The following is a 26,909-nucleotide window of genomic DNA, read 5'->3' as shown; positions in this document are numbered from 1 at the left end:
GTCCGCCTCGGCCAGGATGGCGACGGCGGGGGTCCAGTCGCTGGCTCGAGACAGGGCCTGGAACCGATCGATCAGCGAACCATACCGGGCCGCCACCTCCGGTGGCATGCTCCCGACGTCGACCGGATATGATCCGCGGCTGTCAATCACGACGCACCTCCGCCGGAACGGGCTGCCGGTCGCCTGCGGGTTTTCGCCCGGCCGGTCCCAGCACATGGGCCTCGACGGTTCGCACGCCCTCGCGCCACGCGAAGCCCACGCGCCAAGTCAGGGTCACATGCGGCGGGGTGTGGATGAGATCGAGGTGGACGCCGTCGAGCGGCATCGCGAGGATCTCGGTCTCGCCGGTCTTCCGGTGCACCACGCAGACCAGCCGCAGCCCCGGCAGGCGGAACGGCAAGAGCGGCGCGGCGCGGAAGAGATTGGCTAACCGAATCTCTTCGTCACCGTGCAGCCACGGTGTGAACACCAAGTCGGGATGGGCGCAGTTGTAGAAGCGGTAGTCGAAATCCGGCGGAAGGAACGGGTGCCGGGTCGCCAGCCAGGTCTCGTCATAGGTGCCGGTATACTGTTCCCGGAACCGCCACCAAGGCGCGATCGGGGCCAGACCCTGCGGCTGATATGCCTCGTGCCATTCCGTGACCGGCTCGTCCGCCGCCTCGATCCGCGGCGCCGGCAGTGGCCGGTCCTTCGGGCTCAGCTTTGGATCCAGCAATCCGGGACCGAGTGGATTGAAGCGGCAGCAGTCCTGCGGCCTGTCATCCTCGGCCGCCTTGGGGACCGGGCCGCCATAGGCGAGATAGTAGCTGAGCGGCACTTCGGATGCCGGGGCGGCTTCGCCCATGCGCCAGCCGTCCCCGTCAGGCTGCCAGTGACGAGGGCCATGGACCCGGAGCAGCTTCTGCCGGTCCCCGACCTTGATTCCGGCCAGCCACGAAGGCTGCGGCTCGCCGGAGGGCGCATAGGCGCGGGCCAGCACCGTCACGTCCGTGCCGGGCTTGAACGGAACGAAGTCGGCCTGACGCAGCAGGTGGGCGCGCTGGCCTTCCCCGGCATACTCGTCCTTGAGCAGGAACGGCCTCTGGCTGGCCGACGCCGTCAGCGCTTCGCCGGGACGGATGTCGAAGGTGCCGCGCAGCGCCAGGACGCCGTTCAGTTCCGAACGCGCGTTGTACTGCTTGAACGCCAAGCCGGGAAACGGCGTGTGGTTGCGGAATTCCATGCGCCGGCGCTCAGTTCAGGTCGATCGTCTTGCCGTTGATCTGAACCGGCCCGCTCATGGTGATGTTCAGGTTGTCGCCGAGGATCCGGATCGAGCCATCGGCCCGGAGGGTCATCTTCGACTTGCCGACCTCGAGGACGAACTCCTCGCCGACCTTGACGACATAGGCCTGTCCGACATTGAGGGTCTTGGCGACGCCGACCTGTTCGTGGCGGGCGATGCCGACGGTGTCGGATTTGAAGGAGCCGACGACGGTGTTCATCATGCCGGGCAGGGAGAACAGCTGGTTGACCGAGGCGCCGAGGCCGGTGCCCGAGGCCTGCAGCGCGGCGCCGGCGTCCCGGCGCGTGCTGGGGCCGGCCACCAGCCCCGACAGCGCGCCGAGGGCGGGACCGGAGAGGAAGCCGAGCGCCGAGCCGCCGATCATGCCGGCGAAGCTCTGCATCAGCGCCGGGGTCGCGGCCAGGGCGCCGGCGGCCAGGCTGCCGGCGAGCCCGGCGATGCCGCCTCCGCCCGAGCCGCCGCCCCCGGCGGAGGAGGGGGCCTGGATGTTCATGGCCAGCGGCGGCTGACTTCCGCTCCCGCCTGCGTCGCCGCCCTTGAAGGCGCCGCCGCGCTCGGCGATCGAGGTCGCCTGGGCGATCAGCCCGGCCGAGGAGCCGGCGAGCCCGGCGACGTTGGCCAGGAGGCCGAGGGCGCCGCCGCCGGCGCCGCCGACGGTCAGGTTCATCGAGCCGCCGATCTCCTCCTTGTGGTTGGCAGCGACGTTGATCGCCTTGCTGGCGCCGATGCTCTCGACCTTGTCGTTGTCGACCCGCTTGACGTGGTTGTGGCGGACCTTGACCGTGTGGTCCTTCTGGGCGTGGAGGAACAGGTTCTCCCGGCCGGCGTCGTCCTCCATCGAGATCTCGTTGTTGCCGACATAGCCCTGGGCCTTGTGCGACAGCGAGCGCCAGGTCGAGCGCGTCTTGTTGTCGGGGAAGGCATAGGAGACCATGTTGTCCGGGTTCGGCGCGGTGCCGATGCACAGCGGCTTGTCCGGGTCGCCGTCGACATAGGTGATGAAGGCGGTCATGCCGATGCGCGGCTTGACCTGCAGGCCGTGATTGGGGCCGGAGACGGCGTGGCAGACCTGGATCCAGCAGCTGTCGCCGTCGCGGCGCCTGGCGTAGCGGTCCCAGTGGAAGGCCACCTGGATGCGGCCGTACTGGTCGATCCAGATCTCCTCGCCCGGCGGGCCGACCACGGTCGCGGTCTGCACCCCCTCGATCTTCGGATGCGGGGTCTTCTGCTCCGGCACGAAGGGCTTGTTCGCCGGCATCGCGGTGAAGCGGTTGGCGTAGCTCGGCCCTTCGGTCGCCGCATCGGGGGCGTAGGTCGGGTCCTTGGCCTCGTGGTCGACCGAGACCACGGTGTAGTCGCCGTTCTCGGCCGCGATCGGGTGGCCGTAGAGGGTGAAGCCCTGGCCCGGGGCGACGCGGCGGTTGCCGCTCTCGGCCGCGACCGTGTCGAAGGCCGCCTCATGCACCTCCATGCGCCGCCGGGTGATGTGGTCGGTCGGCCCGGCCCTTCTCCAGGAACCGGCCGCCCCAGCGGTACATCTCGAACGGCTTCGACGTCCTGATCGGGTTGACCGTCGGCTGCGCCCGCGTCAGGTCCTGCCGCGGCGTCTCGAAGTTCCAGTCCGATTCCGCCACCGCGCCCGGCTTGAAGGCCCAGCGCCGGGTCCAGACCGTGACGTCGTTCAGGTCGACATTGGTCGTGGTGTAGCGCAGCCGCGGCTCCTCGCCCTGCGCGAAGGCCCGCGGGCTGTCGGCGACGAGCAGTCACTGGCGGCCCGCCCTGCCGTCCTGGCCGGCCTCGTGGCGGAACCACCAGCACCACCCTTCCTCCTCCAGCAGCCGGAAGGCGAAGTTCAGGTCGGTCTCGTTGTACTGGACGCAGTAGCCGCGCGGCTCCTTCGGCCCGGTGACGGCGCCGAAGTCATAGTCGCGGATGCCGGCCTCGCCGAAGATGGTCTCGAGGATCTGCTGCGTCGTCTGATGCTGGAAGATGCGGCAGTCGGAGGTATGCGAGAACAGCCACAGCCAGGGCCTGGCGGTGACGGTATAGGCGCGCATGCCGTCGCCGACCGCATGCCCCGCCTCGATCGAGCCGACCACGCCGGACCAGCTGCGCCGCGCGCCGCTGGGCAGCTCCAGGGTCCAGGACAGCGGCAGGCCGACCATCTCGTCCGGCGTGATGTCCTGGCGCTTCGAGCGCACATGCAGCCGGAACTCGAACAGGTCGCACAGCGCTTCGTGCCCCTGCATCCGTTCCAGCAGCAGGACATCCTGGCCCAGCGGCGTGTCGATCGTCAGCAGCCGACCGGCCTGCGTCAACGAACCGACGTAATCGTAACCCCCCATGACGACGGCTCCGACTGCATCGAAAGCTGCTCAACTTGTCGCCAGATCGGCCGCCTTTGGCAAGCCACCAGATAGGATCGCAGTCGGAGTCAGGAATTCCACCGAGGGCGGACATCGATTGAGACCGTCATGTTGCAAAAAGGGACCGCCGACCTATTCAGCCTTGATCGACGGCACGCCCTGGACGATGCGGCCGCCATGCGCGGTCGCATCGTCGATCCTGGCCACGGGCTTGCCGTTGATGCGGACCAGTCTGGAGCCCCCGGTGATGGTGTCGAAGGGCCCTACGCAGGTGCATTTGTCACCACGCACCGCGACCGGGACGCCGTTGAAACGCACGAAACTCTGCTGCGGCTGCGCGATCGGGCCGCCGATATGCGGCTTCGACCCTTCGGCCGCCGGGCAGATGTGGTGGTGGCCGACGAGCGCGATCGGTCGTCCGGTCATGCAGCCCTCCCGAGACGGCGGCGATCATCGAGAATCGGGTTGATGTCGACGATGCGAAGATTGCCTGCACCGCGGTCGATCACATCGACGAAGACACGGTCGAGCGACGTGCGGGCGACCAGCGATCGGACGAAATCTTGGGCATCTGATCCGCTGAAGAGCGCAAGATGATCGCCACCATCCCGGCGCCGGACCGGACGGATCGTCCCGCCCCTCACGGCGAAGCGGATTTCCGCTGCGCCGGCGAGATCGAGATGGGGAAAGAGGTGCAGAAAGGCCGACTGCTCCAGTGTCAGCCAGGCCTCCAGTACCAGCGCCATCCGATCGGTCGCTGAGCGCAGCAGTACGCCGCTCCATAGCCCTGCCGCCGCACCGTCGAGGCGTGCCAGCCAGGGCGTCTCCTTCCAACTCAGCGGCCCCAGCTTCGGGAAGATAGTCACCGCGGGGACGACGGCAGAGAGGCGGGCCGCCAGATCGTCGACCGCTGGGGCGGCGGCGATCCCATAGCGTGTCCGGTAGGACGTGTTGTGCCGGAGGAGCCGATCCAGGTCTGAAGGCGACAGGCGCAAGGACACGAGAGGCTCTGCGAGCGCCGCCGCCTGCGCGGCCTCGGGCCAGGCCTCGAAAGAGGTCGAGGCGATCAGCTCCGCATCGCGCCGTATGGCGGGCACAAGCCTGGTCGGATCGAGGGGCACGGGATCTCCGGGAGCGCTGATTATCGTCGAAGCGCCGCTTCGACCTCGTCCTCGGTCCGAATGCCGGCCAGGAACTCGGTGAAGCTGCGGGCGATCAGGCCCATCCGGTTGTTCTCCTCCGTGCCCCAGGTGGCATATTGCTCCGGCCATTGCCACACCCAGCCCGACCGCTCGGCGGAGAGGTCTAGGAGGACGTAATCCGTTCCGGCATTGACGCCGATCGGAATCATGGTTTTCGGAATCAGATTCTCGACGCCGTCTTCATGCTTGGATGGATCAATGAATTTCCTGTACCGGTCCACGATCCGGTCCGCATTGGTGAAGCCGCCAAAATAGCCGGATTGCACAATCTTCTGATCGCCCGCCAAAAAGGTGACGACAAACCATCCGAGATCAGTGTTTTGAATCTTCAGTGCTCCATAATTCTTGAGAAAATCTGAATACTCGGCTGGCAGGGGGAGTCCGACTTGAGCCTCCAGATTCGATATCGCGTCGGCAGCCTGCTTGGCGTTGGGTTGCTGTGTGGCGACTGCTGCCAGACGAGGATTGATGCTCGCCAAGTCCATTGTTTCCTCCTCAAAACAGGTCCGAGTTGATGATCGAGTTGCCGCCCGCATGGGCTACACCGGTGTCCGCTTTATCATGAATTGCTCTCGGGACAAACCCAACCTGCCCGTCCTCAAAGTGATGCAAAACAAAATCATCAAGATCGGGGATTTCCGTATCTGGAAATTGGCGTCGCAATTGAGAGAGATCTTTGTCCACGTTCCCGCTTACGACATCCAATGTATGCTTTTGGCCTTCGACATAGTTGTCGAAGACGGGAAAGCCGTCGCGGTATTCGATATGATCGACCGTCCGGCCGTCCGGCAGCTTCACCGGCTCGTTGAACTGGAATTTGCCACTCCCGCTCAGTGGAGCTTCGCCGTCCGGCGTGTTCCACTGACCCTTCTCTCCCTTCTTGGGCATCTGCAGTTTGCCCTTGAACTCCTCGCATTCCTTGCAGTTCGGAACCTTCTGACGAGCCTTCAGCATGGCCTCGCGGACCTTGGCCATGGCCTGCTTGCGCAACTCGTCGATCTTCTGTGGCGACAGCCATTGCAAAAACTGGCGCTGCGCGTCGGCGCCCTTCAGCGCCTTGGCCATCAGGCCGCCGACCAGATCGGCGATCTTCTCGCCCTTCGCGCCATAGCGGGCGAATTTCCCCGACTTGCCGATGGCGTCACCGAGATAGGGGACCATCGAGACGGCGGACAGGCCGGCGCCGATCCAGTCTCCCTTCCACAAGGCGGCGGCGGTGGAGATCCCGTCGGAAATCGGTGTGGGATCGAAAATGCCGGTCACATCGGTGATGATCTCCGGGTTCTCGACCGCGATCTCCTTGGCCTTTGTCCAGATGTCGTTCTTGAGTTCCTGCTGGCCCAGGCGATTGAACTCGTCGCTCACGGTCTTGTCTCCGGGGGGCGCGGCAGGTTGGGGAACCAGTCTTTGAAATCGCGCAGCCCCTCGGCTTCGACCCAGGCGTCGGCATAGCGGTCGTCCGCCAGAATGTCGAACCGGCGCCCGGCCGGCAAATCGGTGCGCCGCAGTACGGCATTGATCTGCTGCTGCCGGTGGAAGCCGGGCGCCATGCGCCACATCAGGTCGCAGAACAGCCTGATATGGGCCAGATCGGTGATGCCGTAGGAGAACGCCAGCTCGACGCCGCGATTGATCATCGAGCGCAGCGCCCCTTCCGGAAAGAAGGACATGCGTTGCCGATGATCCGGGCGCAGATGATCGAGCACATGTTCGATCAGCATTGGCCGGTTGAACAGCAACGGTGCTTCCATCTGCTCGCGCGCTAGCGTGAGATAGGGCCGAATGCCGGAGTTGGTCAGGTCGATGCCCGGCAGGCTCTGCAGCCTGTCCGTGGTTTCGAGCCCGCCCTCCGGCTTCGGCTCGATGATGCGGGAGGCAAAGCGTGCATCCGCCTCCAGCCTTAGGCGCATGAAGCCCTTGTCGCCCAATTCCGTCAGAGACAGGTCGATGCCGTCGAACAGGTGGCGCCGCTGCTCCTCCGAGAAGAAGCCGACCTGACTGTTCCAGACGAAGGGATCGAAGAAGCGGAAGAAGACCAACTGGTTTTCCCAGGTCCGGATCTTCACGAAGCGGCGCAGATGCCGGCGGACCGCATCGAAATCCCGGCGGGACGCCAGGAACACGCCCCAGCGCTGGCCCAGCCCTTCCTCGATCAGCCAGGTCCACAGCTCAGCATGCGGGCCGGCCGTCGCCAGCCAGGGCGCTTCGTCGCCGTATTCCGCAAGCGCCTCGCCCTGGTACAGGCACGCGCTCTCCTCGGCCAAGGCCTGCAGCAGCGTCCGGATATTGCGGTCGCGGCCACAGTCGGCGACGACGTAGAGCCGGGCCGTCCCGTCGCCGACTGCCGCGCGCTCGGCTTCGAGGAAATCGAGAACCGCCTGCTGCATCATGGCTTGGGCTTCCGGACTGGACACTCCTCGCTGAAGGCCAGGTCGGTTCCCTTGCCTGGGCCGCCCGAGGAGAAGTCGATCGAATTGCCTTTGATCTCCACCTTCAGCCCCTTGATGACGATGCCGCTCTCGTTGATCTCGATCGACCCGCCCGGTGCCGATAGCAGGATCTTCTCCTGGGCCGCCGTGAAGTGCTGCTTGGTCCGATGGACGATCTTTTGGCCCGAGAAGAGGTCCACGGTCTCCCCGACCTTGGTGCGCATCTCGGTGCCCACCTTGACGACATAGGCCTGTCCGACATTGAGGGTCTTGGCGACGCCGACCTGTTCGTGGCGGGCGATGCCGACGGTGTCGGACTTGAAGCTGCCGACCACGGTGTTCATCATGCCGGGGAGGGAGAACAGCTGGTTGACCGAGGCGCCAAGGCCGGTGCCCGAGACCTGCAGCGCGGCGCCGGCGTCCCGGCGCGTGCTGGGGCCGGCCACCAGCCCCGACAGCGCGCCGAGGGCGGGACCGGAGAGGAAGCCGAGCGCCGAGCCGCCGATCATCCCGGCGAAGCTCTGCATCAGCGCCGGAGTCGCGGCCAGGGCGCCGGCGGCCAGGCTGCCGGCGAGCCCGGCGATGCCGCCTCCGCCCGAGCCGCCGCCCCCGGCGGAGGAGGGGGGCTGGATGTTCATGGCCAGCGGCGGCTGGCTTCCGCTCCCGCCTGCGTCGCCGCCCTTGAAGGCGCCGCCGCGCTCGGCGATCGAGGTCGCCTGGGCGATCAGCCCGGCCGAGGAGCCGGCGAGCCCGGCGACGTTGGCCAGGAGGCCGAGGGCGCCCCCGCCGGCGCCGCCGACGGTCAGGTTCATCGAACCGCCGATCTCCTCCTTGTGGTTGGCGGCGACGTTGATCGCCTTGCTGGCGCCGATGCTCTCGACCTTGTCGTTGTCGACCCGCTTGACGTGGTTGTGGCGGACCTTGACCGTGTGGTCCTTCTGGGCGTGGAGGAACAGGTTCTCCCGGCCGGCGTCGTCCTCCATCGAGATCTCGTTGTTGCCGACATAGCCCTGGGCCTTGTGCGACAGCGAGCGCCAGGTCGAGCGCGTCTTGTTGTCGGGGAAGGCATAGGAGACCATGTTGTCCGGGTTCGGCGCGGTGCCGATGCACAGCGGCTTGTCCGGGTCGCCGTCGACATAGGTGATGAAGGCGGTCATGCCGATGCGCGGCTTGACCTGCAGGCCGTGATTGGGGCCGGAGACGGCGTGGCAGACCTGGATCCAGCAGCTGTCGCCGTCGCGGCGCCTGGCGTAGCGGTCCCAGTGGAAGGCCACCTGGATGCGGCCGTACTGGTCGATCCAGATCTCCTCGCCCGGCGGGCCGACCACGGTCGCGGTCTGCACCCCCTCGATCTTCGGATGCGGGGTCTTCTGCTCCGGCACGAAGGGCTTGTTCGCCGGCATCGCGGTGAAGCGGTTGGCGTAGCTCGGCCCTTCGGTCGCCGCATCGGGGGCGTAGGTCGGGTCCTTGGCCTCGTGGTCGACCGAGACCACGGTGTAGTCGCCGTTCTCGGCCGCGATCGGGTGGCCGTAGAGGGTGAAGCCCTGGCCCGGGGCGACGCGGCGGTTGCCGCTCTCGGCCGCGACCGTGTCGAAGGCCGCCTCATGCACCTCCATGCGCCGCCGGGTGATGTGGTCGGTCGGCCCGGCCCTTCTCCAGGAACCGGCCGCCCCAGCGGTACATCTCGAACGGCTTCGACGTCCTGATCGGGTTGACCGTCGGCTGCGCCCGCGTCAGGTCCTGCCGCGGCGTCTCGAAGTTCCAGTCCGTTCAGTCCGTCTTGATCGACGGCACGCCCTGGACGATGCGGCCGCCATGCGCGGTCGCATCGTCGATCCTGGCCACGGCCTTGCCGTTGATGCGGACAAGGCCGGACCCTCCGGTGATGGTGTCGAGGGGGCCGATGCAGGTGCATTTGTCACCGCGCACCGCGATCGGGACGCCGTTGAAGCGAACGAAGCTCTGCTGCGGCTGCGCGATCGGGCCGCCGACATGCGGCTTCGATCCTTCGGCCGCCGGGCAGATGTGGTGGTGACCGACGAGTGCGATCGGTCGTCCCGACATTGGCGAACCCCTTTCCGTTCGGCAGACAAGCAAATACGTTCATACAACCGGGTTGATCTCGATGATACGGATCTCCTGCCCGCGCCCGGTGCTCGCCAGATCGAGCAGGCAATCCTTCAGGCGGTAGGTCGAAACCAACCAGTGGGCCGTCTCGACAATCCGGCTGCCGCTTTCCGGACGGCCCACCGCATCCGCCGGCTGCTCATGGTGCTTGACGTGCTGAAGCCGGGCGACGCCGTTTCGCACCAGCACCCGGTATTCGCGGGCCGCGGAGAGATCTATGAAGGGGAAGAGGTGGAGATACGCCCCTTCTCCCCGCGTGACGAAGGCATGGAGGATGACGGCCATGCGGTCGGTCACGTTGCGCAGCACCGTGTCGAAGCCGTGTGCCGCCAACGTCCCCCACGACACGACCCCGAGCCCCCACCGTTCGTGCCAACTGCAAGGGCCCAGCTTCAGGAACAGGCTCCGGTCTCCGTCGATCGTCTCCGTCCCGACCCGGGGCAGATGCGTGATGTCGCGTTCAGCGCTCCAGCCCCGGAACCGGCGATAGGGCGGGCTGTGCGACAGGACGGCCTCGAGGTCGCGGGGCGCGATCCATAGCGACGCCAGTGGACGGGCCAAGGCGTGGTCGGCGAGGCCCTCGGGCCAATTCTCGATCGACGTCTCGATGACCCTGTCGGCGCAGGCTTCGATGCGCTGGATGGCGGCGGCGAAGTCGAGCCTCACCGGCCTTCCTGGGCGAGCTTGCGCTCGGCCTCGTCCTTGGTCATCAGCCCGGCGACGAATTCCGTGAAGCTCGGCGCGACGAAGCCCAGGATCGTGTTGCCCTCGGTGCCCCAGGTGGCGCGGGTACCTTCCCCCTTGTGCCAGATCCTGCCGTATTTTTCGTCGGACAGATCCATGAGGTAAAATTCATCTCCGTCTGCAGTGTATCCGATAGGAACAGTTTTTGGCGGAATCATTGGTCCTAGATCCGCATAATGTATATGGGGTCGTGATAATTTCGTATAATACTCTAAAACAAAATCACTGTCTGCTATCCCGTAGATCCACTGCCAATCTTTTCGGATGGATCCGCCTATAGAATATTGAACTATGCATGAATTTACATTTCCCAAATCTAGAGATATGGATCCATATTGGTTCATAAAGCTCCAATAATCTTCTGGAAATTTATTGTTGCAATCCTTTTCTATTTCCTCCAGGGGTGTGGTGTTTATCCGAACATATTCCGGTCGCTGCGTGCGCGTGCGCTCCCACACCTCGACCAACCGTGGGTTGACGACATTCAGATCGAAAGTCATTGGCTCCTCCTAAAACACCGGAGAATTGAGCAGAGAATTACCTCCGGTATGGCTGGCGCCGCCGAGCGCTCTGTCGTGGATCGACTTGGGAACATAGCCCACGGAACCATCATTGAAATGATGAGCGACCCAATTTCGAGGATTCGGAGGCTCTGCGCCATTGCTTCTCATCAACGCATCCAATGCGGGCTTATCCTGCTTCGTCGATCCTGTCATCGAATCCAATTGGTAGCGGCCGCCGGGATAGGTATAGGCACTGAAGTCTGGTTCGCCGCCTTTGAAGCTGATGCTGTCGACGGTCGTCTTCCCGTCCGGTCCCTTCATGCCGTCGGGCAACGGTTGGGGCTGATCGAAGGTGAAGGTTCCCGACCCGTCCGCCGGGGCTTCCTTCAGCGGTCTTCCGTTCGCGTCCTTCCAGGTGCCGCCATTCTGCGGCAACTGCATCTTGCCCTTCATATCCTCCCTGCATTCCTTGCAGTTCGGATGTCCCTTGCGGGCCTTCATGGCCTCTTCCTGGGCCTTCTTCAGGGCGTCGGCACGCGCCTTGATCATCGCGTCCTTGCCCATGTACTCCATGAACTGGGCCTGGCCGTCGGCGATGTTGTCGAAGCTGGAGCCGACCTTCTCCACCAACCTGGCAGCTCTGACGCCGGCCGGGCCGAGATTGTGCAGCTTCCGCATCAGATGCGCGACGTCGACGCCCGGAATATACGATGCTGCCGCGCCAGCGACATCGATGGCCGACTCGCCCATGCCACCGAGATCGAGATTCCATAGGGCGACCCCAAATCCCCCTAGGCCAATCAAGCCGGATGCGATGTTGGAGGCAGGCGACGGATCAACAAGACCTGTAATATCCGGCAGAATCTTCCAATTCTCTGCAGCGAACTTCTTGAGTTCTGCGGACAGGTTACTGTTGAAACTCTTCTGGAATTCCTCCATGATGGCTATTCCTTATCGAAATCTTGGTCCGTGAACCCAGCCTCCTCGAATGGAAGCCAGTGCCGGAACCCCCGCAGATCGGTCGCCTGCGCCCAGGCGTCGGCGAAGTCCGGCTGCAGGATCCGGTCGAAGCGGTCTCGGGCCGGCACATCCGTCCGCCGCAGGACGGCGTTGATTCGCGGCTCCTTGTGGAAGCCAGGAGCGATGCGCCACATCAGGCCGGCGAAAAGCTTGATATGCGCCAGGTCATGGATCTTGAAGGTCTCGATCGCCAGCTGGGCGCTGTGGGCGATCATCAGGTGCAGATAGCCCTTCGGATAGAGATTCATCCGAGCCCGGAAATCGTCCTCCAGATATTCGATCAGATACTCGATCAGCAGCGGCCGGTTGATCAGGACCGGCAACTCCATCTGCTCGCGCGTGAACACGAAGGCCGGCCGCGCCGCGGATCCCGCCAGATCGACGGCGGGAAGGGTGGCATAGCCCTCCTTGCCGATGGCCGCTTCGGCGCCGGGTTCCGTCACGCTGCGCCAATGCAGGCGCCCATCGGGCACCAGGCTGGCTGCCAGGAAGGCCTCGTCCCCAATCTCGAAGCCGATGGTCGCGATGCCGGTGTAGAAGCGCTCGCGCTGCTCCTTGGAGAACACGCGGATCTGGCCGGAGAGCACCTGGGGATCGAAGAAACGGAAGAACAGCGACGCGCCGTCGGTGGTCTGGATCTTGACGAATTTCCGCAGATGAGAGCGCAGCGCCTGAAAGGGTTGCGTCGAGACGATGAACACGCCCCAGCGCTTGCCCAGACCTTCCTCGATCAGCCAGGTCCACAGCTCAGCATGCGGGCCGGCCGTCGCCAGCCAGGGCGCTTCGTCGCCGTATTCCGCAAGCGCCTCGCCCTGGTACAGGCACGCGCTCTCCTCGGCCAAGGCCTGCAGCAGCGTCCGGATGTTCCGGTCGCGGCTGCAATCGGCGATGACATGGAGCCTGGCCCCGTCGCCGGCGGCGGCGCGCTCGGCTTCGAGGAAATCGAGAACTGCCTGCTTCATCATGGCTTGGGCTTCTGGGCCGGACACTCCTCGCTGAAGGCCAGGTCGGTTCCCTTGCCCGGGCCGCCCGAGGAGAAGTCGATCGAATTGCCTCTGATCTCCACCTTCAGCCCCTTGATGACGATGCCGCTCTCGTTGATCTCGATCGACCCGCCCGGTGCCGATAGCAGAATCTTCTCCTGGGCCGCCGTGAAGTGCTGCTTGGTCCGATGGACGATCTTTTGGCCCGAGAAGAGGTCCACGGTCTCCCCGACCTTGGTGCGCATCTCGGTGCCGACCTTGACGACATAGGCCTGTCCGACATTGAGGGTCTTGGCGACGCCGACCTGTTCGTGGCGGGCGATGCCGACGGTGTCGGACTTGAAGCTGCCGACCACGGTGTTCATCATGCCGGGGAGGGAGAACAGCTGGTTGACCGAGGCGCCGAGGCCGGTGCCCGAGGCCTGCAGCGCGGCGCCGGCGTCCCGGCGCGTGCTGGGGCCGGCCACCAGCCCCGACAGCGCGCCGAGGGCGGGACCGGAGAGGAAGCCGAGCGCCGAGCCGCCGATCATGCCGGCGAAGCTCTGCATCAGCGCCGGGGTCGCGGCCAGGGCGCGGGCGGCCAGGCTGCCGGCGAGCCCGGCGATGCCGCCTCCGCCCGAGCCGCCGCCCCCGGCGGAGGAGGGGGCCTGGATGTTCATGGCCAGCGGCGGCTGACTTCCGCTCCCGCCTGCGTCGCCGCCCTTGAAGGCGCCGCCGCGCTCGGCGATCGAGGTCGCCTGGGCGATCAGCCCGGCCGAGGAGCCGGCGAGCCCGGCGACGTTGGCCAGGAGGCCGAGGGCGCCGCCGCCGGCGCCGCCGACGGTCAGGTTCATCGAGCCGCCGATCTCCTCCTTGTGGTTGGCAGCGACGTTGATCGCCTTGCTGGCGCCGATGCTCTCGACCTTGTCGTTGTCGACCCGCTTGACGTGGTTGTGGCGGACCTTGACCGTGTGGTCCTTCTGGGCGTGGAGGAACAGGTTCTCCCGGCCGGCGTCGTCCTCCATCGAGATCTCGTTGTTGCCGACATAGCCCTGGGCCTTGTGCGACAGCGAGCGCCAGGTCGAGCGCGTCTTGTTGTCGGGGAAGGCATAGGAGACCATGTTGTCCGGGTTCGGCGCGGTGCCGATGCACAGCGGCTTGTCCGGGTCGCCGTCGACATAGGTGATGAAGGCGGTCATGCCGATGCGCGGCTTGACCTGCAGGCCGTGATTGGGGCCGGAGACGGCGTGGCAGACCTGGATCCAGCAGCTGTCGCTGTCGCGGCGCCTGGCGTAGCGGTCCCAGTGGAAGGCCACCTGGATGCGGCCGTACTGGTCGATCCAGATCTCCTCGCCCGGCGGGCCGACCACGGTCGCGGTCTGCACCCCCTCGATCTTCGGATGCGGGGTCTTCTGCTCCGGCACGAAGGGCTTGTTCGCCGGCATCGCGGTGAAGCGGTTGGCGTAGCTCGGCCCTTCGGTCGCCGCATCGGGGGCGTAGGTCGGGTCCTTGGCCTCGTGGTCGACCGAGACCACGGTGTAGTCGCCGTTCTCGGCCGCGATCGGGTGGCCGTAGAGGGTGAAGCCCTGGCCCGGGGCGACGCGGCGGTTGCCGCTCTCGGCCGCGACCGTGTCGAAGGCCGCCTCATGCACCTCCATGCGCCGCCGGGTGATGTGGTCGGTCGGCCCGGCCCTTCTCCAGGAACCGGCCGCCCCAGCGGTACATCTCGAACGGCTTCGACGTCCTGATCGGGTTGACCGTCGGCTGCGCCCGCGTCAGGTCCTGCCGCGGCGTCTCGAAGTTCCAGTCCGATTCCGCCACCGCGCCCGGCTTGAAGGCCCAGCGCCGGGTCCAGACCGTGACGTCGTTCAGGTCGACATTGGTCGTGGTGTAGCGCAGCCGCGGCTCCTCGCCCGGGGCGAAGGCGCGCGGGCTGTCGGCGACGACCAGCACGTGGCGGCCCGCGCTGCCGTCCTGGCCGGCCTCGTGGCGGAACCACCAGCACCACCCTTCCTCCTCCAGCAGCCGGAAGGCGAAGTTCAGGTCGGTCTCGTTGTACTGGACGCAGTAGCCGCGCGGCTCCTTCGGCCCGGTGACGGCGCCGAAGTCATAGTCGCGGATGCCGGCCTCGCCGAAGATGGTCTCGAGGATCTGCTGCGTCGTCTGATGCTGGAAGATGCGGCAGTCGGAGGTATGCGAGAACAGCCACAGCCAGGGCCTGGCGGTGACGGTATAGGCGCGCATGCCGTCGCCGACCGCATGCCCCGCCTCGATCGAGCCGACCACGCCGGACCAGCTGCGCCGCGCGCCGCCGGGCAGCTCCAGGGTCCAGGACAGCGGCAGGCCGACCATCTCGTCCGGCGTGATGTCCTGGCGCTTCGAGCGCACATGCAGCCGGAACTCGAACAGGTCGCACAGCGCTTCGTGCCCCTGCATCCGTTCCAGCAGCAGGACATCCTGGCCCAGCGGCGTGTCGATCGTCAGCAGCCGACCGGCCTGCGTCAACGAACCGACGTAATCGTAACCCCCCATGACGACGGCTCCGACTGCATCGAAAGCTGCTCAACTTGTCGCCAGATCGGCCGCCTTTGGCAAGCCACCAGATAGGATCGCAGTCGGAGTCAGGAATTCCGCTGGGTCTGGCTGCTGATATTGTGGCGATTTTGTTGCAAAATCGGACCTGGGACCTACTCGATCGACCGATTCTCCCGGGCAAGCATCAGCGGCCGCAGAATGTCCCCGGGTCGAGGGCGGGCTCTTCGGCGGCATATCCCGGTTCCCGGCGGACAGCCGGAGATCGAAGGCGTCGAGCTCGATGCGACGGATACCTCTCGTGCGGCCGGTTTGCGAGGCTCCCGACCAGGCGGACTCAAGGGCGATCACGGGTGAAGCACGGATCTCTCTCGCGGATCGCAGCTCTTGGCATCGACGAGAGCTGATGGCGACGATGTCGGGAGCGGCGCGCGGCGTCATGGCATGATGACAAAGGCATAGTTCTCATTTTCATCCACCATGGGACGCCACCGCCGCGGTTGCTTGCCCGATCGCCGGCTCAATGATCCCGTCGGCGTTCAGGGAATGCAGCAGCCAGTTCCCGCCCTGAAGACCAAGGGAATGGTTCTCGCCTCCCTGAATCAGGCAGACCGTGATGTCGCGCAGCATCCGCTCGACGATGTAGTCCCGCGACAGCCCATTGGCGCCGAAGATCTGGATCGCCTCCATCGCCAGCTCGAAGGCGGTCTGGGTCGCCGTCGTCTTGGCGGTGATGGAGGCGAGAAGATGCGGCCCCTGCTCGGAGAAGTTGTAGGCCACGCCGCGACGGACGGAGGCGCGGCAGATCTCGAGCTTCCGCCACATCTCCCACAGCCGCCATCTCACATGCTGATGCGCGATCAGCTTCGCCCCGCCCTGTTCGCGCGACCGGGCATATTGCAGGGCGGAGTCGAAGGCCGCCTTGGCGATGCCGCCGGCGATGGCGGCGACGTTCATGGCGCCGGAGGTGTGCGTCCCGGCGAACGAGGCATAGAACTCGTCCCGGCCGCGGACGATGTATCGGGCAGGGACCCGGACATCGGTGAACCGGACGTGGCCGGTCGGCAGCGTGCGCTGGCCGATCTTCTCGACCGGCGGCCCTCGCTCGATCCCCGACAGGTCGAACGGAACCAGGATGGCGATGCCGGACACCCCGCCATCCGGCCTCGCGATCCCGCCGCCGTAATCCGCGGGGCAATGGACCAGGGCGCATTCCGCGATCGGAGCGCAGGAGATCCAGTCGGAGGACACCCCGTTCAGGATCACCTCCGACCCTTGCACCACCGCGCGCAGGCTGCCCTCCGACTGCCGGGCGCCCTTCACCAGCTCGAACCCGGCATGGTCGATGGCGTCCGATCCCCTGTCCGCCAGGATCGCGATCCAGCAGCCTCGCAGCGGGCTGAATCGCTCGACCAGCTCCGGGTCGCCGGTGGTCGCGGCGATCGCCGCCGGCATCTTCGAGGTGAAAGCCGCGACGGCGAGCCCGGCGTCGCCATAAGCCAGCTCCTCGAACACGAGCGGCAGCATGCGCTTGAGACGCTGCGGTCCGAGCTTCGCCAGCCAGGCCGGGTTGATGCCGAGATCGTCGAAGCGCGCCAGGTACTCCCAGAGAGGCGAGTCCTGGGCAATCACTTCGGCCGCCGCCATCGGATCCAGCCTGGCGGCGGCGGGGCGCATCACGCCGAGCGCGAAGCTCCGGATCTTCCGCTGAAGATCGCGTTCCTCATCCGTCAGGTCGGCGTCGAGTCCGCCAAATCCCAGGTGAGGGGGCGCGACATTCTGAAACTTCTGCATTCGTCCGTCCTCTCCCGTCACTCGGCCACCAGGGGCACGGGCTGCGTGGTCGGCCTCGCCGCCGCTCCCAGGAATCCGGCCACGGCTTCGACTGCGGGGGATCGCATGATCGAGAAGTGATCGCAGTCGAAGCCCAGGATCCGCAGCGGCCCGCCGGAGAGCGCCTGCAGCGGGCGGATCGCCGCCTCGGAGCTCGCGGCGTTCTCGGCACGGAGAGCGAGCGCGTAAGAGAGAGGCGCCCGGACGGGTCGCGGCCGGTGCCCGGCCAGCGCGGCGGCGTTCGCGGCATGGATCCGGAACACGCGCTCCACCGTGGCGGAGTCGGCGATGGCGCGAAGGCGGCCGAGGCCGTGCTGCTCGTCGAAGACCGCCAGGAACTCCGGATGGGCGACCATCAGCTCCAGGGCGCCGTCATCCTCGACCCTGCCCACGGCGTCGAGCAGGCGGCGGACCCGGCGGGCATAGACGCCGTCCGGCATGGGGCTGTCGATGGCCGCCAGCCCGGCGATATGCGCGCCTTCCTCCTCCCACTGGGCCGTCATCTCCTGGGCGACGGCCCCGCCGAAGGACCATCCGCCGACAATGTCGGGGACCCTGCCGGCGGCTTCGATCACGGCCCGGCGGTACAGCTGCGCCAGCTCGCTGTGAGAGCGATGGCGGACACGGCCCGCCTCGGCCTCCGGGTGCCGGACGCCGACGATCCGGGCGTCGCCGGGCCACGCGGCGGCCAGATCGCCGTAGCACAGCACGTCGCCGCCGACCGGGTGGATCAGCGCCACCAGCGGGCCCGGGCCGTCCCGGAGCGTGAGCACGTGGCCGGAGGGATCCATCGACCGGGCCGACGGCATCGGCATGACGGCGGCGGGCGCAGGCGCCGCCTGGGCCGGCGTGTCCTCGCGGCCTGGGGCGGCGCCGTCCGAATAGAAGGCGGCGAGGCTTCGCAGCGAGGCCCCGGCGGCAAACCAGGCCATGGGGACGGCTTGCCCGAAGGCCTGCTGCAGGCGGCCCCGGATCGCGGTCAGCGCCAGCGAATCCAGGCCGAGCGCGACCAGCGCGGCGTCGGCATCCGCGTCGGCCGCGTCACCGACCACGGGACGGACGATGTCGATCACCGAGGCGAGCACGTCGGCGGCCGGCGCGTCTGTCGAGGCGGCAGCCGCAGCCTCGTCGGCCCCCTCGCCGTGAGCCATGGCGACCGACGCCGGCTGGAGACGATCGGCGTGCGGCTGCAGCCCCGTCGCTGGCAGCTCGATGTGCTTCAGGTCGAAGGCGTAGGTCGGCGCCTCGGCGGGGGAGGGCGGGGCGCCATAGAGGCGCGCCCAGTCCGGGGAATGGCCGGCGCAGTACAGGCGGGCGCAGGCATGGGCCAGGCCGTCGGGCTCCGGATCCTCGTCGCCGCCGGGGCCGTCGCAGAGCGAGGAGATCGCCCGCGGCCCGTCGCCCGACGCCGCCCTCGCCAGGGTGGACAAGGCCTTGCCCGGCCCGACCTCGAGGAAGGTCACGCCGTCCTTGGCAATGGTGTCGAGCGCCTGGCGGAACCGCACCGGCCGCTCGACCATGTCGACCCAATAGTCGACCGTGGCGATCTCGGCCCCGGCGCGTCGCCCGGTGACCGTCGAGATCAGCTCGATCTCGGGCGCCTGGAGCCGGATCGGGGCCAGGGCGTCGCGGAACGGCGCCAGGATCGGCGCCAGCAGCGGCGAGTGGCCGGGGGTGTCGTAGGTCGGCACTCGCGACACCCGGATGCCCCGGTCCGCCAGCGCCCGCTCGGCCTCGGCGACGGCCGGCGCCCTGCCGCTGAGCACCGTCTGCTCCGGCCCGTTGATCGCGGCGATGAACAGCTCGGTGCCGAGCGGGAACGCCGTCTCGAGCCATTCGGCGCCGGCAGCAACGGCCAGCATCGCGCCGTGCGGCCGCAGCGTCTCGAACAGCCGGCCGCGGGCCTCCACGGCCTTGAGGCCGTCATCCAGCGACATGACGCCGGCGATGACCGCCGCCGCGTGCTCGCCCAGGGAATGCCCGATCACAATGTCGGGGCTGACGCCGAGCCTGATCCAGGTGCGGGCCAGCGAATGCAGCACCACGAAATGCGCCAGCTGCCCGGGATCATGGCGGGCGCGGCCGGGATCGCGGTCGAGGATGGCCCGCTGCACCTCGGTCGCCACGTCCGGCGCGAGGCGCGCGAGACAATCGTCGACGGCCGACCGGAAGATCGGGTTGTCGCGATACAGGCCGCTGCCCACGCCGGGCCGCCAGCCGCCCTGCCCGGGGAACAGGAACACCAGCCGGCCCTTCGGCGTCGCCCTGCCGGCATGCCAGCGGCCGGACGGCACGCCGGCCGCGTGCTCGCGGAGCGCCGCCGCCATCTCCTCGCGCGAGGCGCCGACCAGGGCCAGCCGATGGTCCCAATGCTCGCGCCGGACGCTCGCGGTGTAGCAGAGCTCGCGCAGCCCCGGTCCCGACGGTTCCGGCGGCTGTTGATAGGCGGTCGCGAGCCTGCCCAGGGCCGTCTGCGTTCGCGCCGAGAGCGTCAGGACCCGCATCCGGTCCGGCTGCTGTGCCGGCCTGGCGGCCGGCGCCGACGCCAGCACGGCATGGGCGTTGGTGCCGCTGATGCCGAAGGAGCTGACCGCCACCAGGCCGGCCGGCAGGTCGCGGCCGGTCCGCGGCACCTCCATCCCGGCCCCGTCCCAGCGGAACCGCGGATTGGGGGTGTCGAACCCGGCCTGGGCCGGCGCATGCCGGTGGCGCAGCACCAGGATCGCCTTGATCAGCCCGGCGATGCCCGCCCCCCCTTCGAGGTGGCCGATCTGGGACTTCAGCCCGCCCAGCAGCAGCGGCGACCCTCGCGGCACGTCGCGCGTGTAGGCGTTCCGCAGGGCCGAGAGCTCGATCGGGTCGCCGAGCGGCGTGCCGGTGCCGTGGGCCTCGACATAGACGACGTCCTCCGGGCCGGCGCCGGCCTGAGCCAGCGCCTGGCGGATCACGGCTTCCTGCGCCGCGCCGTTCGGGGCCGTGAGGCCGTTGCTGGCCCCGTCGTTGTTCACGGCGGATCCGACCAGCAGCGCCTCGATCCGGTCCTTGTCGGCCATCGCCTCGCCGGTCCGCTTCAGCACGACCACGGCGCCGCCCTCGCCGCGGATGTAGCCGTCGGCCCGGGCGTCGAAGGTGCGGCAGGTGTCGGTCCGCGACATCGCCTGCAGCCGGGCGAAGCCGATCGTCTCCTCGGGCCCCAGGATCAGGTTGACGCCGCCGGCGATCGCCAGGTCGCAATCGCCGCAGCGCAGGCTCTGCGCCGCCAGATGCACCGCCGTGAGCGAGGCGGAGCAGGTCGAGTCCAGGAAGATCGCCGGGCCCTGCAGCCCGAGCGTGTAGGCGACGCGGCCGACGCCGACCGCCCTGTTGGCCCCGAGCTTGCCCCAGGCGGTGATGCGGTGCGGGTCGCCGGAAGCGACGGTCCGGCGCGCATAGTCGACGTCGCCGGCTGTCAGGAACAGGCCGACGCGCTGCCCCCGCAGGCTCGACGGCACGATCCCGGCATGCTCCAGCGCGGCCCAGCACAGCTGCAGCATCCAGCGCTGCTGCGGGTCCATCTCCAGCGCCTCGGCCAGGGAGATGCGGAAGAACTCCGGGTCGAAGGCGTAGGGATCGCCGACATAGCCGGCCCGCCGCGAGTAGGTCGTCCCCGAACGGTCGGGATCCGGCGAATGCCACGCCTCGATGTCGAAGCGGTCCGGCGGGGTCTCACGAATGGCGACCCTCCCGGATCTGATGAATTCCCAGAACGCGGCCGGCGTGTCGTTGTCGCCCGGAAGCCGGAACGCCATGCCGATGATCGCGACCGGGTCGACCGGAGCGCCGCGTGCCGGCCGGGTGTCCATCGGCCTTGCTTCCAGTTCAGCCTGCACCTTGGGCCCCGCTACCAGTTGGCCGAGTCCGCGATCGGCTGCGCCGGCGCGGACGGCTTGGCTCCGGCCGGGGCCTCGGGGGCCCGCAGCGCGGCCAGGTGGCGCGACAGGGCTTCGATCGTGGTGCAGGTCCACAGCAGGGTCTGGTCGAGCTCGAGCCCCAGCTCGGTCTCGAGGAAATGGATCAGCTCGACGGCGCTGACGGAATCGAAGCCGGCCTCGGCGAAGGTCTGGCCGGCCGAGGGGATCTGCAACCCGTGGCTTGCCGCCCACCGCGCGATCAATGCGGGAACGGTACTCGCCGCTTGTGCCGGCACGGCAGCGTCGGCGGCGTCTGCCGGCCTCACGACGATCGGCGCGGCCTTCACCGATCGGCCCTGGATCGCCCGATCCAGCTCGCCGCGCTGGTAGAGATCGCGGCACAGCACGCGCTGGATCTTGCCGGCCGACGTCTTCGGCACGGTCTCGGGCTTGGTCAGCACCACATCCGCCACCGCCAGCTCGTGCTCCTGGAAGACGGCGTCGCGGATCCGGGCGACCAGCTCCTCGCGGTTCGCCGTCGCCAGCCAGGACCGCTCGATCTCCTGGACCACGACGATCGCCTCGCCGTCCTCGCGGTCGATGGAGAACACCGCTCCGCCCGCCGGCTTGAACGCGTCGTGCGCGCGCTGCACGGTGGCCTCGATGTCCTGCGGATAGACGTTCCGGCCGCGGACGATCATGACCTCCTTGATACGGCCGGTGATGTAGAGCTCGTCGTCGATAATGACGCCGAGGTCCCCCGTCCGCAGGAGCGGCCCCCGCCCATCCGCCAAGCGCGCGCCGAAGGTCTGGGCCGTGACATCGGGACGACGCCAGTATCCCTGCGCGACGCAGGGGCCCGACACCCACACCTCTCCGACCATGCCCTCGGCGCAGAGCCGGCGGCTGTCGGGATCGACGATGGCGACCTGCTGCGGCGCCCGGACCTTGCCCGAGCTGACGATCGGGCGCGATCCGGGACCGGAAGCCGGGACGATCCGCCCCGCATCCACGGCCCCCGCATCGACCGACAGCAGCCGGGCCGGCCGGTCGAGGTCCCCGACCGACACCATCAGCGTGGCCTCCGCCAGCCCGTAGACTGGCCGAAAGGTTTCCGCACGAAAACCATGGTCGCGATACGCCTCGACAAAGCCGGTGATGGTCGAGGCGCGGATCGGCTCGGCGGCGTTGACGGCGGATCTCCAGCTCGAAAGGTCGAGCCCGTCCCGCTTCTCCGGCGGGATCCGGCGGACGCAGAGCTCGTAGGCGAAGTTCGGCGCCATGCTGATCGTGCCCCGGTACCGGCTGATGGTCTCGAGCCATCGCCGGGGGTTCTGGATCAGCGACACCGGCGGCAGCAGCACGCACAGCGCCCCGTCCAGCAGCGACTGCAGGATGTTCCCGATCAGCCCGAGGTCGTGATAGGGCGGCAGCCAGCACACGACGACGGCGTCGAAGTCGAAGCCGCAATAGGGGCCGATCACCGCCGCATTGGCGATCAGGTTGCCGAAGGTCACGACCGTGCCCTTGGGGATCCCGGTCGACCCCGAGGTGTATTGCAGGAAGGCCGGGGTATCCGCCGACGGCCGCCGCCAGTCGATGCCGGACGGATCCGCGTCGAGATCGCCTGGCGAGAGCATCGGCAGCGACGACAGCTCCGGGCTGTCGGCGAACCAGCCGGTGAGCTTCGGGACGGACGCCTCCTCCGTCAGGATGCAGGCGGCGTCCGAATCCTGAACGATGGCGATCAGGCGGTCCCAGGTGGAGCGGCCCGGCTTGGCCAGATGGCAGGGCAGGGCGATCACGCCTGCGCGCAGGCAGGCCATGAAGGCCACAACGAAGCCGGCGCCTGGTTCGAACAGCATCAGCGCCCGCTGCCCGACCAGGCCGCGCTCGATCAGCCCGGCGGCGTACCGGTCCACCTGCGCGTGCAGCTCGCCGTAGCTCAGCCGCAGCTTCTCGGCGCCGTCGGTGCCGACGACGGCCAGCGCATCCTTCGCGGGATGGGCCTCGGCCCTTCGGGCGAGAATATCCGAGAACCAGCGATCGTCGGCATTCGCCAGCGGGTCCGTCGCCATCAGAGTCTCCTTGCGCGCCCGAACGGTCGCGGCCTCAGGGGCCTGCACCCGAGAAGGGGCGGGCCGTTGTCCGTCTCGTGGGTGGGGATGACCCGCCCGCATGCAGCCGGGCGGGCTTCAGCGGCTCATTCCAGCCTGCCCCCGTCTCCTGCGTGGGCGGCGTGGACCAGCACCGCCATGTTCCCGGGAAGGTGTTGGTTCCGAAGCATCTTGGCATGCGCCGCCGGCAGCCGGTCCCAGGCGAATACTTCCGACAGGCACGGGTCGATGCGGCCCGCCATGACCAGGCGGTTGGCTTCGGCCGCCTGCTTCAGATTGGCGAAATGGCTGCCCTGGATCCGCTTCTGCCGCATCCACACGTAGCGGGCATCGAAGGTCAGGTCGTAGCCGCTGGTCGCCGCGCAGAACACCACCATGCCGCCGCGCTTCACCAGGAAGCTGGAGACCGCGAAGGTGTCCCGCCCCGGATGCTCGAAGACGATGTCGACCTCGCCGCCGGGCCCGGCCGCCTGGCGCACGGCGCGGCCGAACGCCTTGACCTTGTCCAGATAAGCCGCGTAGTCGGGCGACCCGATCGGCGGGGGCGCGCCCCAGCAGTCGAATTGGGACCGGTCGATGGTGGCCGCCGCGCCGAGCTTGCGGGCATGGGCGGCCTTCGCCTCGTCGGAGACCACGGCGATCGGCCGGGCCCCGACGATCGAGGCGAGTTGGATCGCCATGGAGCCGAGGCCGCCCGCCGCGCCCCAGATCAGGACGGTCTTGCCGGGGCCGAGGACATGCGGCGCATGCCCGAACAGCATCCGGTAGGCCGTGGCCAGCACCAGCGTGTAGCAGGCGGCCGCCTCCCAGCTCAGATGCCTGGGCTTGGGCAGAAGCTGCGCCGCCTGGACCCGGGTGAACTGGGCAAAGGCGCCGTAGGACGTCTCGTAGCCCCAGATCTTCTGGGTCGGCGAAAGCATCGGATCCCCGCCGTTGCATTCCTCGTCGTCGCCGGCGACCTGGCAGCAATGGGCCACGACCTCGTCGCCGACGCGCCAGTTGCGGACATTCGATCCGACCGCCCAGACGATCCCGGAGGCGTCCGAGCCGGCGATGTGGAACGGATGATCGTGGAAGTCCAGCGGCGACACGGGATGGCCGAGCGCCGCCCACACGCCGTTGTAGTTGACGCCCGCGGCCATCACCAGGACGAGAACCTCGTCCGGGCCGATCTCCGGAACGCCGACGATTTCCCGCTGGAAGGCGGTCGAGGGATCGCCATGGGTCTCTCGCCGGATCGTCCAGGCATGCATCCGCTCCGGGACGACCCCCAACGGAATCGTCCGGCCAAGATCGAAAAGTGCCTCTTTCGCGATCGATGGCGCGGGAACGTTCCCTTCAAATTGAGTCAACACCACAACCCCTCCCAATCCGCATTGGCAATGCCAGAGGGCTATTTCGGCGGTCAAATACAGGTCGCCTTCTGGCGACGATTTTATTGAGGAATGCCAGCGCTATTCAGCATTTATAGAGGTAAGGCTGAAAGCATCTGACATGGCACATTTGCCACTTCGATCGATGGCTTGCAAGAAAAAAAGAGCGTTTCTTGAGAGTTTTTCTGATGACGGAGGCATAAAAAGTCAATCAATTTGCCGATTAATTTTGCGTTCTCATTAACAATTCAGTGTTTCCTGTACTATCAAGGCTCGCTTTGTCATCGGCGGCGCCGAAGCCGACAGGAAGGCCGTAGGCGGAGGCTGCGGGGCAGGATATCCCACGAAGGCCGCATGGCCGCTCGACAACGCCGACGGCCGGTGCGAGGCGGAGGCCGACGTCCGGGACGCAAGGGAGCGATGTGATCGCGCGACGATGTTATGAGAAGGTGATTGAACCCCACGAGCGCTGAGGATGAGAGCGACGCATGCGAAAGCGAGGAAGCGCGCTGCTGCTCTTAGGAGCCATCGTGCTGTCGGCCGGGACCGCCGAGGCGAAGCAGGCCCCATTGGCGGATGTCTGCTACCGGGCGGTGCTCGATGCCGCAACGGCGTATGCTCTCGGCAAGGTTCAGCTCGAAGCCGAGGATGAAGAGACGGGGCATCCGGGGATCGCCGGCCGCATCAAAGCGATCCAGGATGAGCTGACGCAGGAGATGGGGGCCGCGCTCGATGCCGGGTGCCCATCCGGACCGTTCGAGGACCTCATCGCCTGTTTTCAATCGAGGAGCGATGGGAGCGGCAGGAACGTGCTCAAGGCGAGTGAGTGCGTGAAGCAGGTGACCGGGAGACGAGACGATCCTCTCGGGAGATAGCCGTATAGTGGCCGTTCAGGCCCGATGGCTCAGAACTCATAGGCGCGTCTGCCGTCTTCATCACGGCAGACCATCACGCCTCTGCGGTCGCGCTCGTCCTCGGAATACTGGATGAGCGCATGGAGAACCGCTTCGTCGAGCCGCTCGAACTCGGCCACGATCCGCTCATGGTCCGTCGCGCCTCGCTCCACCACGAGATACGTCACGCCGGACATGGCGGTGAAGGCGTCCTACAGGCTGAAGCCGCCATCCACCCCGAGGATCTGTCCGGTGACCCAGTCGGCGCCCGGATCGGCGAGCGCGACGACCCAGCGGGCGACATCCTCAGGGACGCCGCGCCGACGCAGGGGGATCATCTCGACCTCCTTTGCCTTAATCGCTGCGATCTGGTCGTCGGAGAAGCCCATGCGATCCCGCAGGAACTCGCTCTCGACCGGGCCGGACGCGACCGCGTTGACCCGGACGCGGTCCGGCGCCAGTTCGACCGCCCAGACGCGCGTCAGCTGCTCGAGAGCGGCCTTGCTCGCCGCATAGGCGGAAAAGCCGGCGATCGGCTTGCGCGCCAGCGTGCTCGACAGATTGACGATCGACCCCCTGGCCTTCCGGAGGTGGGGCAGGGCCGCCTTTGCGAGCAGCGTCGGCCCGAAGACGTTCGTCCTGTAGACGGCCTCCATGCCCTCGGGCGAAACGGCCTCGAGCGGCTCCGGCCGCCCCGCTCCGGCATTGTTGACCAGAATGTCGAGCCTGCCCCAGAGTTCGATCGCCCGGGCGACCGTCGTCTCCGCAGCGCCGGGGCCGCCGGCATCGGCGACGAAACCTTCGATGGCCGGATGCGTCGATGCGGCCGCTTCGATGGCGTCCGCGCGCCGCCCCGTGATGAGAACCCGCGCACCGGACTCGGCGAGTTTGCTCGCGACGGCGCGGCCGATCCCCGCGCCTCCGCCGGTGACGATGGCGATGCTGTCCGTGAACATTGGCATGATGGCTTCTTCAGCGGTGAGGGAGATTGGCGAGCCACCGGTCGAAGCCGGTGGTGCCGGAGACGGTCGTGTTGGATTCCTAGTGCCCGTATCGGGCGACCAGGCTGGCGCTGCCGATCTCGGTGCCATGCAGGGCAAGGCCGACCATGGCCGCGGAGACCTGCGGATCGACCGGCAGATGGGCCACCGGCAGCGCGTGGACGGTGAAGACGTAGCGGTGCGGTGCGTCGCCTCGGGGCGGGCACGGGCCGCCATAGGAGAGGGTGCCGAAATCGGTCCGGCCCTGCATCGCGCCGGCGGGGAGCTCCGTTCCGGCCGGGCGGCCGGCGCCGCGCGGCAGCGCCGTGACGGTCGCCGGGATGTCCGTCACCACCCAGTGCCACCAGCCGCTGCCGGTCGGCGCATCCGGGTCGTAGACGGTGACGACGAAGCTCTTCGTTCCGGCCGGCGCGCCGGACCAGGCCAGCGCCGGCGATGCGTTGCCGCCGGCGCAGCCGAAACCATCCAGCACGAAGGTCTCGGCCACGGTGCCGCCGTCGGTCATGTCCGGGCTGCTCAGCCGGAATTCCGCCGCCAGCGACGTTTGCGCTGCCGCCAGAGCGGCGAACATGACCACGATACCGATCCGCATGATCCTCTCTACGATTTGGGGCGACGGGTGGATCGATGCA

General features: G+C 67.6%; 22 protein-coding genes and 2 pseudogenes. 1 reads left to right on the top strand and 23 read right to left on the bottom strand.

The genetic code is table 11. The features are described 5' to 3' along the window. Positions 1–142: 142 nt before the first annotated feature. From LG391_RS15120 to ccrA, 20 genes and pseudogenes are all read right to left on the bottom strand, one after another. The gene (locus tag LG391_RS15120; RefSeq protein ID WP_225768822.1) at positions 143–1,222 is read right to left on the bottom strand and encodes a DUF2169 domain-containing protein; all 1,080 of its coding nucleotides are present in this window, start codon (positions 1,220–1,222) and stop codon (positions 143–145) included. Between the two features lie 10 nt (positions 1,223–1,232). Beyond that, positions 1,233–2,756 (bottom strand): type VI secretion system tip protein TssI/VgrG, encoded by a 1,524-nt coding sequence (gene tssI / locus LG391_RS15115; protein WP_255646631.1) that lies wholly within the window; start codon positions 2,754–2,756, stop codon positions 1,233–1,235. Continuing rightward, positions 2,743–3,534, bottom strand: a pseudogene (locus LG391_RS34735) (type VI secretion system Vgr family protein). The gene tssI (LG391_RS15115) and the pseudogene LG391_RS34735 overlap by 14 nt, the downstream one beginning before the upstream one ends. Before the next feature lie 249 nt (positions 3,535–3,783). Further along, complete coding sequence (locus LG391_RS15110; RefSeq protein ID WP_225768821.1) at positions 3,784–4,077, bottom strand: PAAR domain-containing protein; 294 nt, start codon at positions 4,075–4,077, stop codon at positions 3,784–3,786. Further along, entirely contained in the window at positions 4,074–4,772 is a 699-nt protein-coding gene (locus LG391_RS15105) for a hypothetical protein (RefSeq protein ID WP_225768820.1), read from the bottom strand. The genes LG391_RS15110 and LG391_RS15105 overlap by 4 nt, the downstream gene beginning before the upstream one ends. Positions 4,773–4,792: 20 nt before the next feature. Next, a complete protein-coding gene (locus tag LG391_RS15100) occupies positions 4,793–5,338 on the bottom strand; it encodes an SMI1/KNR4 family protein (protein WP_225768819.1) in 546 nt (181 codons plus the stop codon). A gap of 10 nt (positions 5,339–5,348) precedes the next feature. Next, positions 5,349–6,218, bottom strand: a complete 870-nt coding sequence (locus LG391_RS15095) for a hypothetical protein (protein ID WP_225768818.1) — start codon at positions 6,216–6,218, stop codon at positions 5,349–5,351. After that, positions 6,215–7,243, bottom strand: a complete 1,029-nt coding sequence (locus LG391_RS15090; RefSeq protein WP_225768817.1) for a DUF4123 domain-containing protein — start codon at positions 7,241–7,243, stop codon at positions 6,215–6,217. Before LG391_RS15090 ends, LG391_RS15095 begins: the two co-directional genes overlap by 4 nt. Continuing rightward, positions 7,240–8,934, bottom strand: a pseudogene (gene tssI, locus LG391_RS15085) (type VI secretion system tip protein TssI/VgrG); the annotation flags it as partial. The gene LG391_RS15090 and the pseudogene tssI (LG391_RS15085), both read right to left, overlap by 4 nt. A gap of 118 nt (positions 8,935–9,052) precedes the next feature. Beyond that, positions 9,053–9,346 carry a PAAR domain-containing protein gene (locus LG391_RS15080; RefSeq protein ID WP_225768816.1) on the bottom strand — a complete coding sequence of 98 codons (294 nt, stop codon included), beginning with the start codon at positions 9,344–9,346 and terminating at the stop codon, positions 9,053–9,055. 39 nt (positions 9,347–9,385) lie between these two features. Beyond that, complete coding sequence (locus LG391_RS15075) at positions 9,386–10,075, bottom strand: hypothetical protein (RefSeq protein ID WP_225768815.1); 690 nt, start codon at positions 10,073–10,075, stop codon at positions 9,386–9,388. After that, the gene (locus LG391_RS15070; protein WP_225768814.1) at positions 10,072–10,653 is read right to left on the bottom strand and encodes an SMI1/KNR4 family protein; all 582 of its coding nucleotides are present in this window, start codon (positions 10,651–10,653) and stop codon (positions 10,072–10,074) included. The genes LG391_RS15075 and LG391_RS15070 overlap by 4 nt, the downstream gene beginning before the upstream one ends. A 9-nt stretch (positions 10,654–10,662) precedes the next feature. Further along, positions 10,663–11,595, bottom strand: a complete 933-nt coding sequence (locus LG391_RS15065) for a hypothetical protein (protein ID WP_225768813.1) — start codon at positions 11,593–11,595, stop codon at positions 10,663–10,665. 5 nt (positions 11,596–11,600) lie between these two features. Beyond that, the gene (locus LG391_RS15060; RefSeq protein WP_225768812.1) at positions 11,601–12,641 is read right to left on the bottom strand and encodes a DUF4123 domain-containing protein; all 1,041 of its coding nucleotides are present in this window, start codon (positions 12,639–12,641) and stop codon (positions 11,601–11,603) included. After that, positions 12,638–14,296, bottom strand: a complete 1,659-nt coding sequence (locus LG391_RS15055; protein ID WP_255646629.1) for a type VI secretion system Vgr family protein — start codon at positions 14,294–14,296, stop codon at positions 12,638–12,640. The genes LG391_RS15060 and LG391_RS15055 overlap by 4 nt, the downstream gene beginning before the upstream one ends. Then, positions 14,283–15,170, bottom strand: a complete 888-nt coding sequence (locus tag LG391_RS34730) for a type VI secretion system Vgr family protein (protein ID WP_255646627.1) — start codon at positions 15,168–15,170, stop codon at positions 14,283–14,285. Before LG391_RS34730 ends, LG391_RS15055 begins: the two co-directional genes overlap by 14 nt. 471 nt (positions 15,171–15,641) lie before the next feature. Next, entirely contained in the window at positions 15,642–16,964 is a 1,323-nt protein-coding gene (locus LG391_RS15050) for an acyl-CoA dehydrogenase family protein (protein WP_225768811.1), read from the bottom strand. 17 nt (positions 16,965–16,981) lie between these two features. Beyond that, the gene (locus tag LG391_RS15045) at positions 16,982–20,845 is read right to left on the bottom strand and encodes a type I polyketide synthase (RefSeq protein WP_225768810.1); all 3,864 of its coding nucleotides are present in this window, start codon (positions 20,843–20,845) and stop codon (positions 16,982–16,984) included. Between the two features lie 38 nt (positions 20,846–20,883). Next, a complete protein-coding gene (locus LG391_RS15040) occupies positions 20,884–22,971 on the bottom strand; it encodes an AMP-binding protein (protein WP_225768809.1) in 2,088 nt (695 codons plus the stop codon). Positions 22,972–23,096: 125 nt separating this feature from the next. Then, complete coding sequence (gene ccrA / locus LG391_RS15035) at positions 23,097–24,284, bottom strand: crotonyl-CoA carboxylase/reductase (RefSeq protein WP_255646626.1); 1,188 nt, start codon at positions 24,282–24,284, stop codon at positions 23,097–23,099. Between the two features lie 587 nt (positions 24,285–24,871). Between ccrA and LG391_RS15030 the strand changes: the two genes are divergently transcribed. Then, the gene (locus tag LG391_RS15030) at positions 24,872–25,258 is read left to right on the top strand and encodes a hypothetical protein (protein ID WP_225768808.1); all 387 of its coding nucleotides are present in this window, start codon (positions 24,872–24,874) and stop codon (positions 25,256–25,258) included. Positions 25,259–25,287: 29 nt separating this feature from the next. On the opposite strand, the gene LG391_RS15025 is transcribed toward LG391_RS15030, so the two are convergent. The 3 genes from LG391_RS15025 to LG391_RS15015 form a co-directional block, all read right to left on the bottom strand. Then, positions 25,288–25,473, bottom strand: coding sequence for a hypothetical protein (locus tag LG391_RS15025; RefSeq protein ID WP_225768807.1), 186 nt, complete (start codon positions 25,471–25,473; stop codon positions 25,288–25,290). A 15-nt stretch (positions 25,474–25,488) separates the two neighbouring features. Next, entirely contained in the window at positions 25,489–26,238 is a 750-nt protein-coding gene (locus LG391_RS15020; RefSeq protein ID WP_225768806.1) for an SDR family NAD(P)-dependent oxidoreductase, read from the bottom strand. A 79-nt stretch (positions 26,239–26,317) separates the two neighbouring features. Further along, a complete protein-coding gene (locus tag LG391_RS15015; RefSeq protein WP_225769357.1) occupies positions 26,318–26,848 on the bottom strand; it encodes a YbhB/YbcL family Raf kinase inhibitor-like protein in 531 nt (176 codons plus the stop codon). Positions 26,849–26,909: the final 61 nt, after the last annotated feature.

Origin of the sequence: Inquilinus sp. Marseille-Q2685, assembly GCF_916619195.1 — a bacterium.
GTDB lineage: Bacteria > Pseudomonadota > Alphaproteobacteria > DSM-16000 > Inquilinaceae > Inquilinus.
Note: the sequence above shows the minus strand (reverse complement) of the source record. Positions and strands in the feature narration are given on the sequence as shown.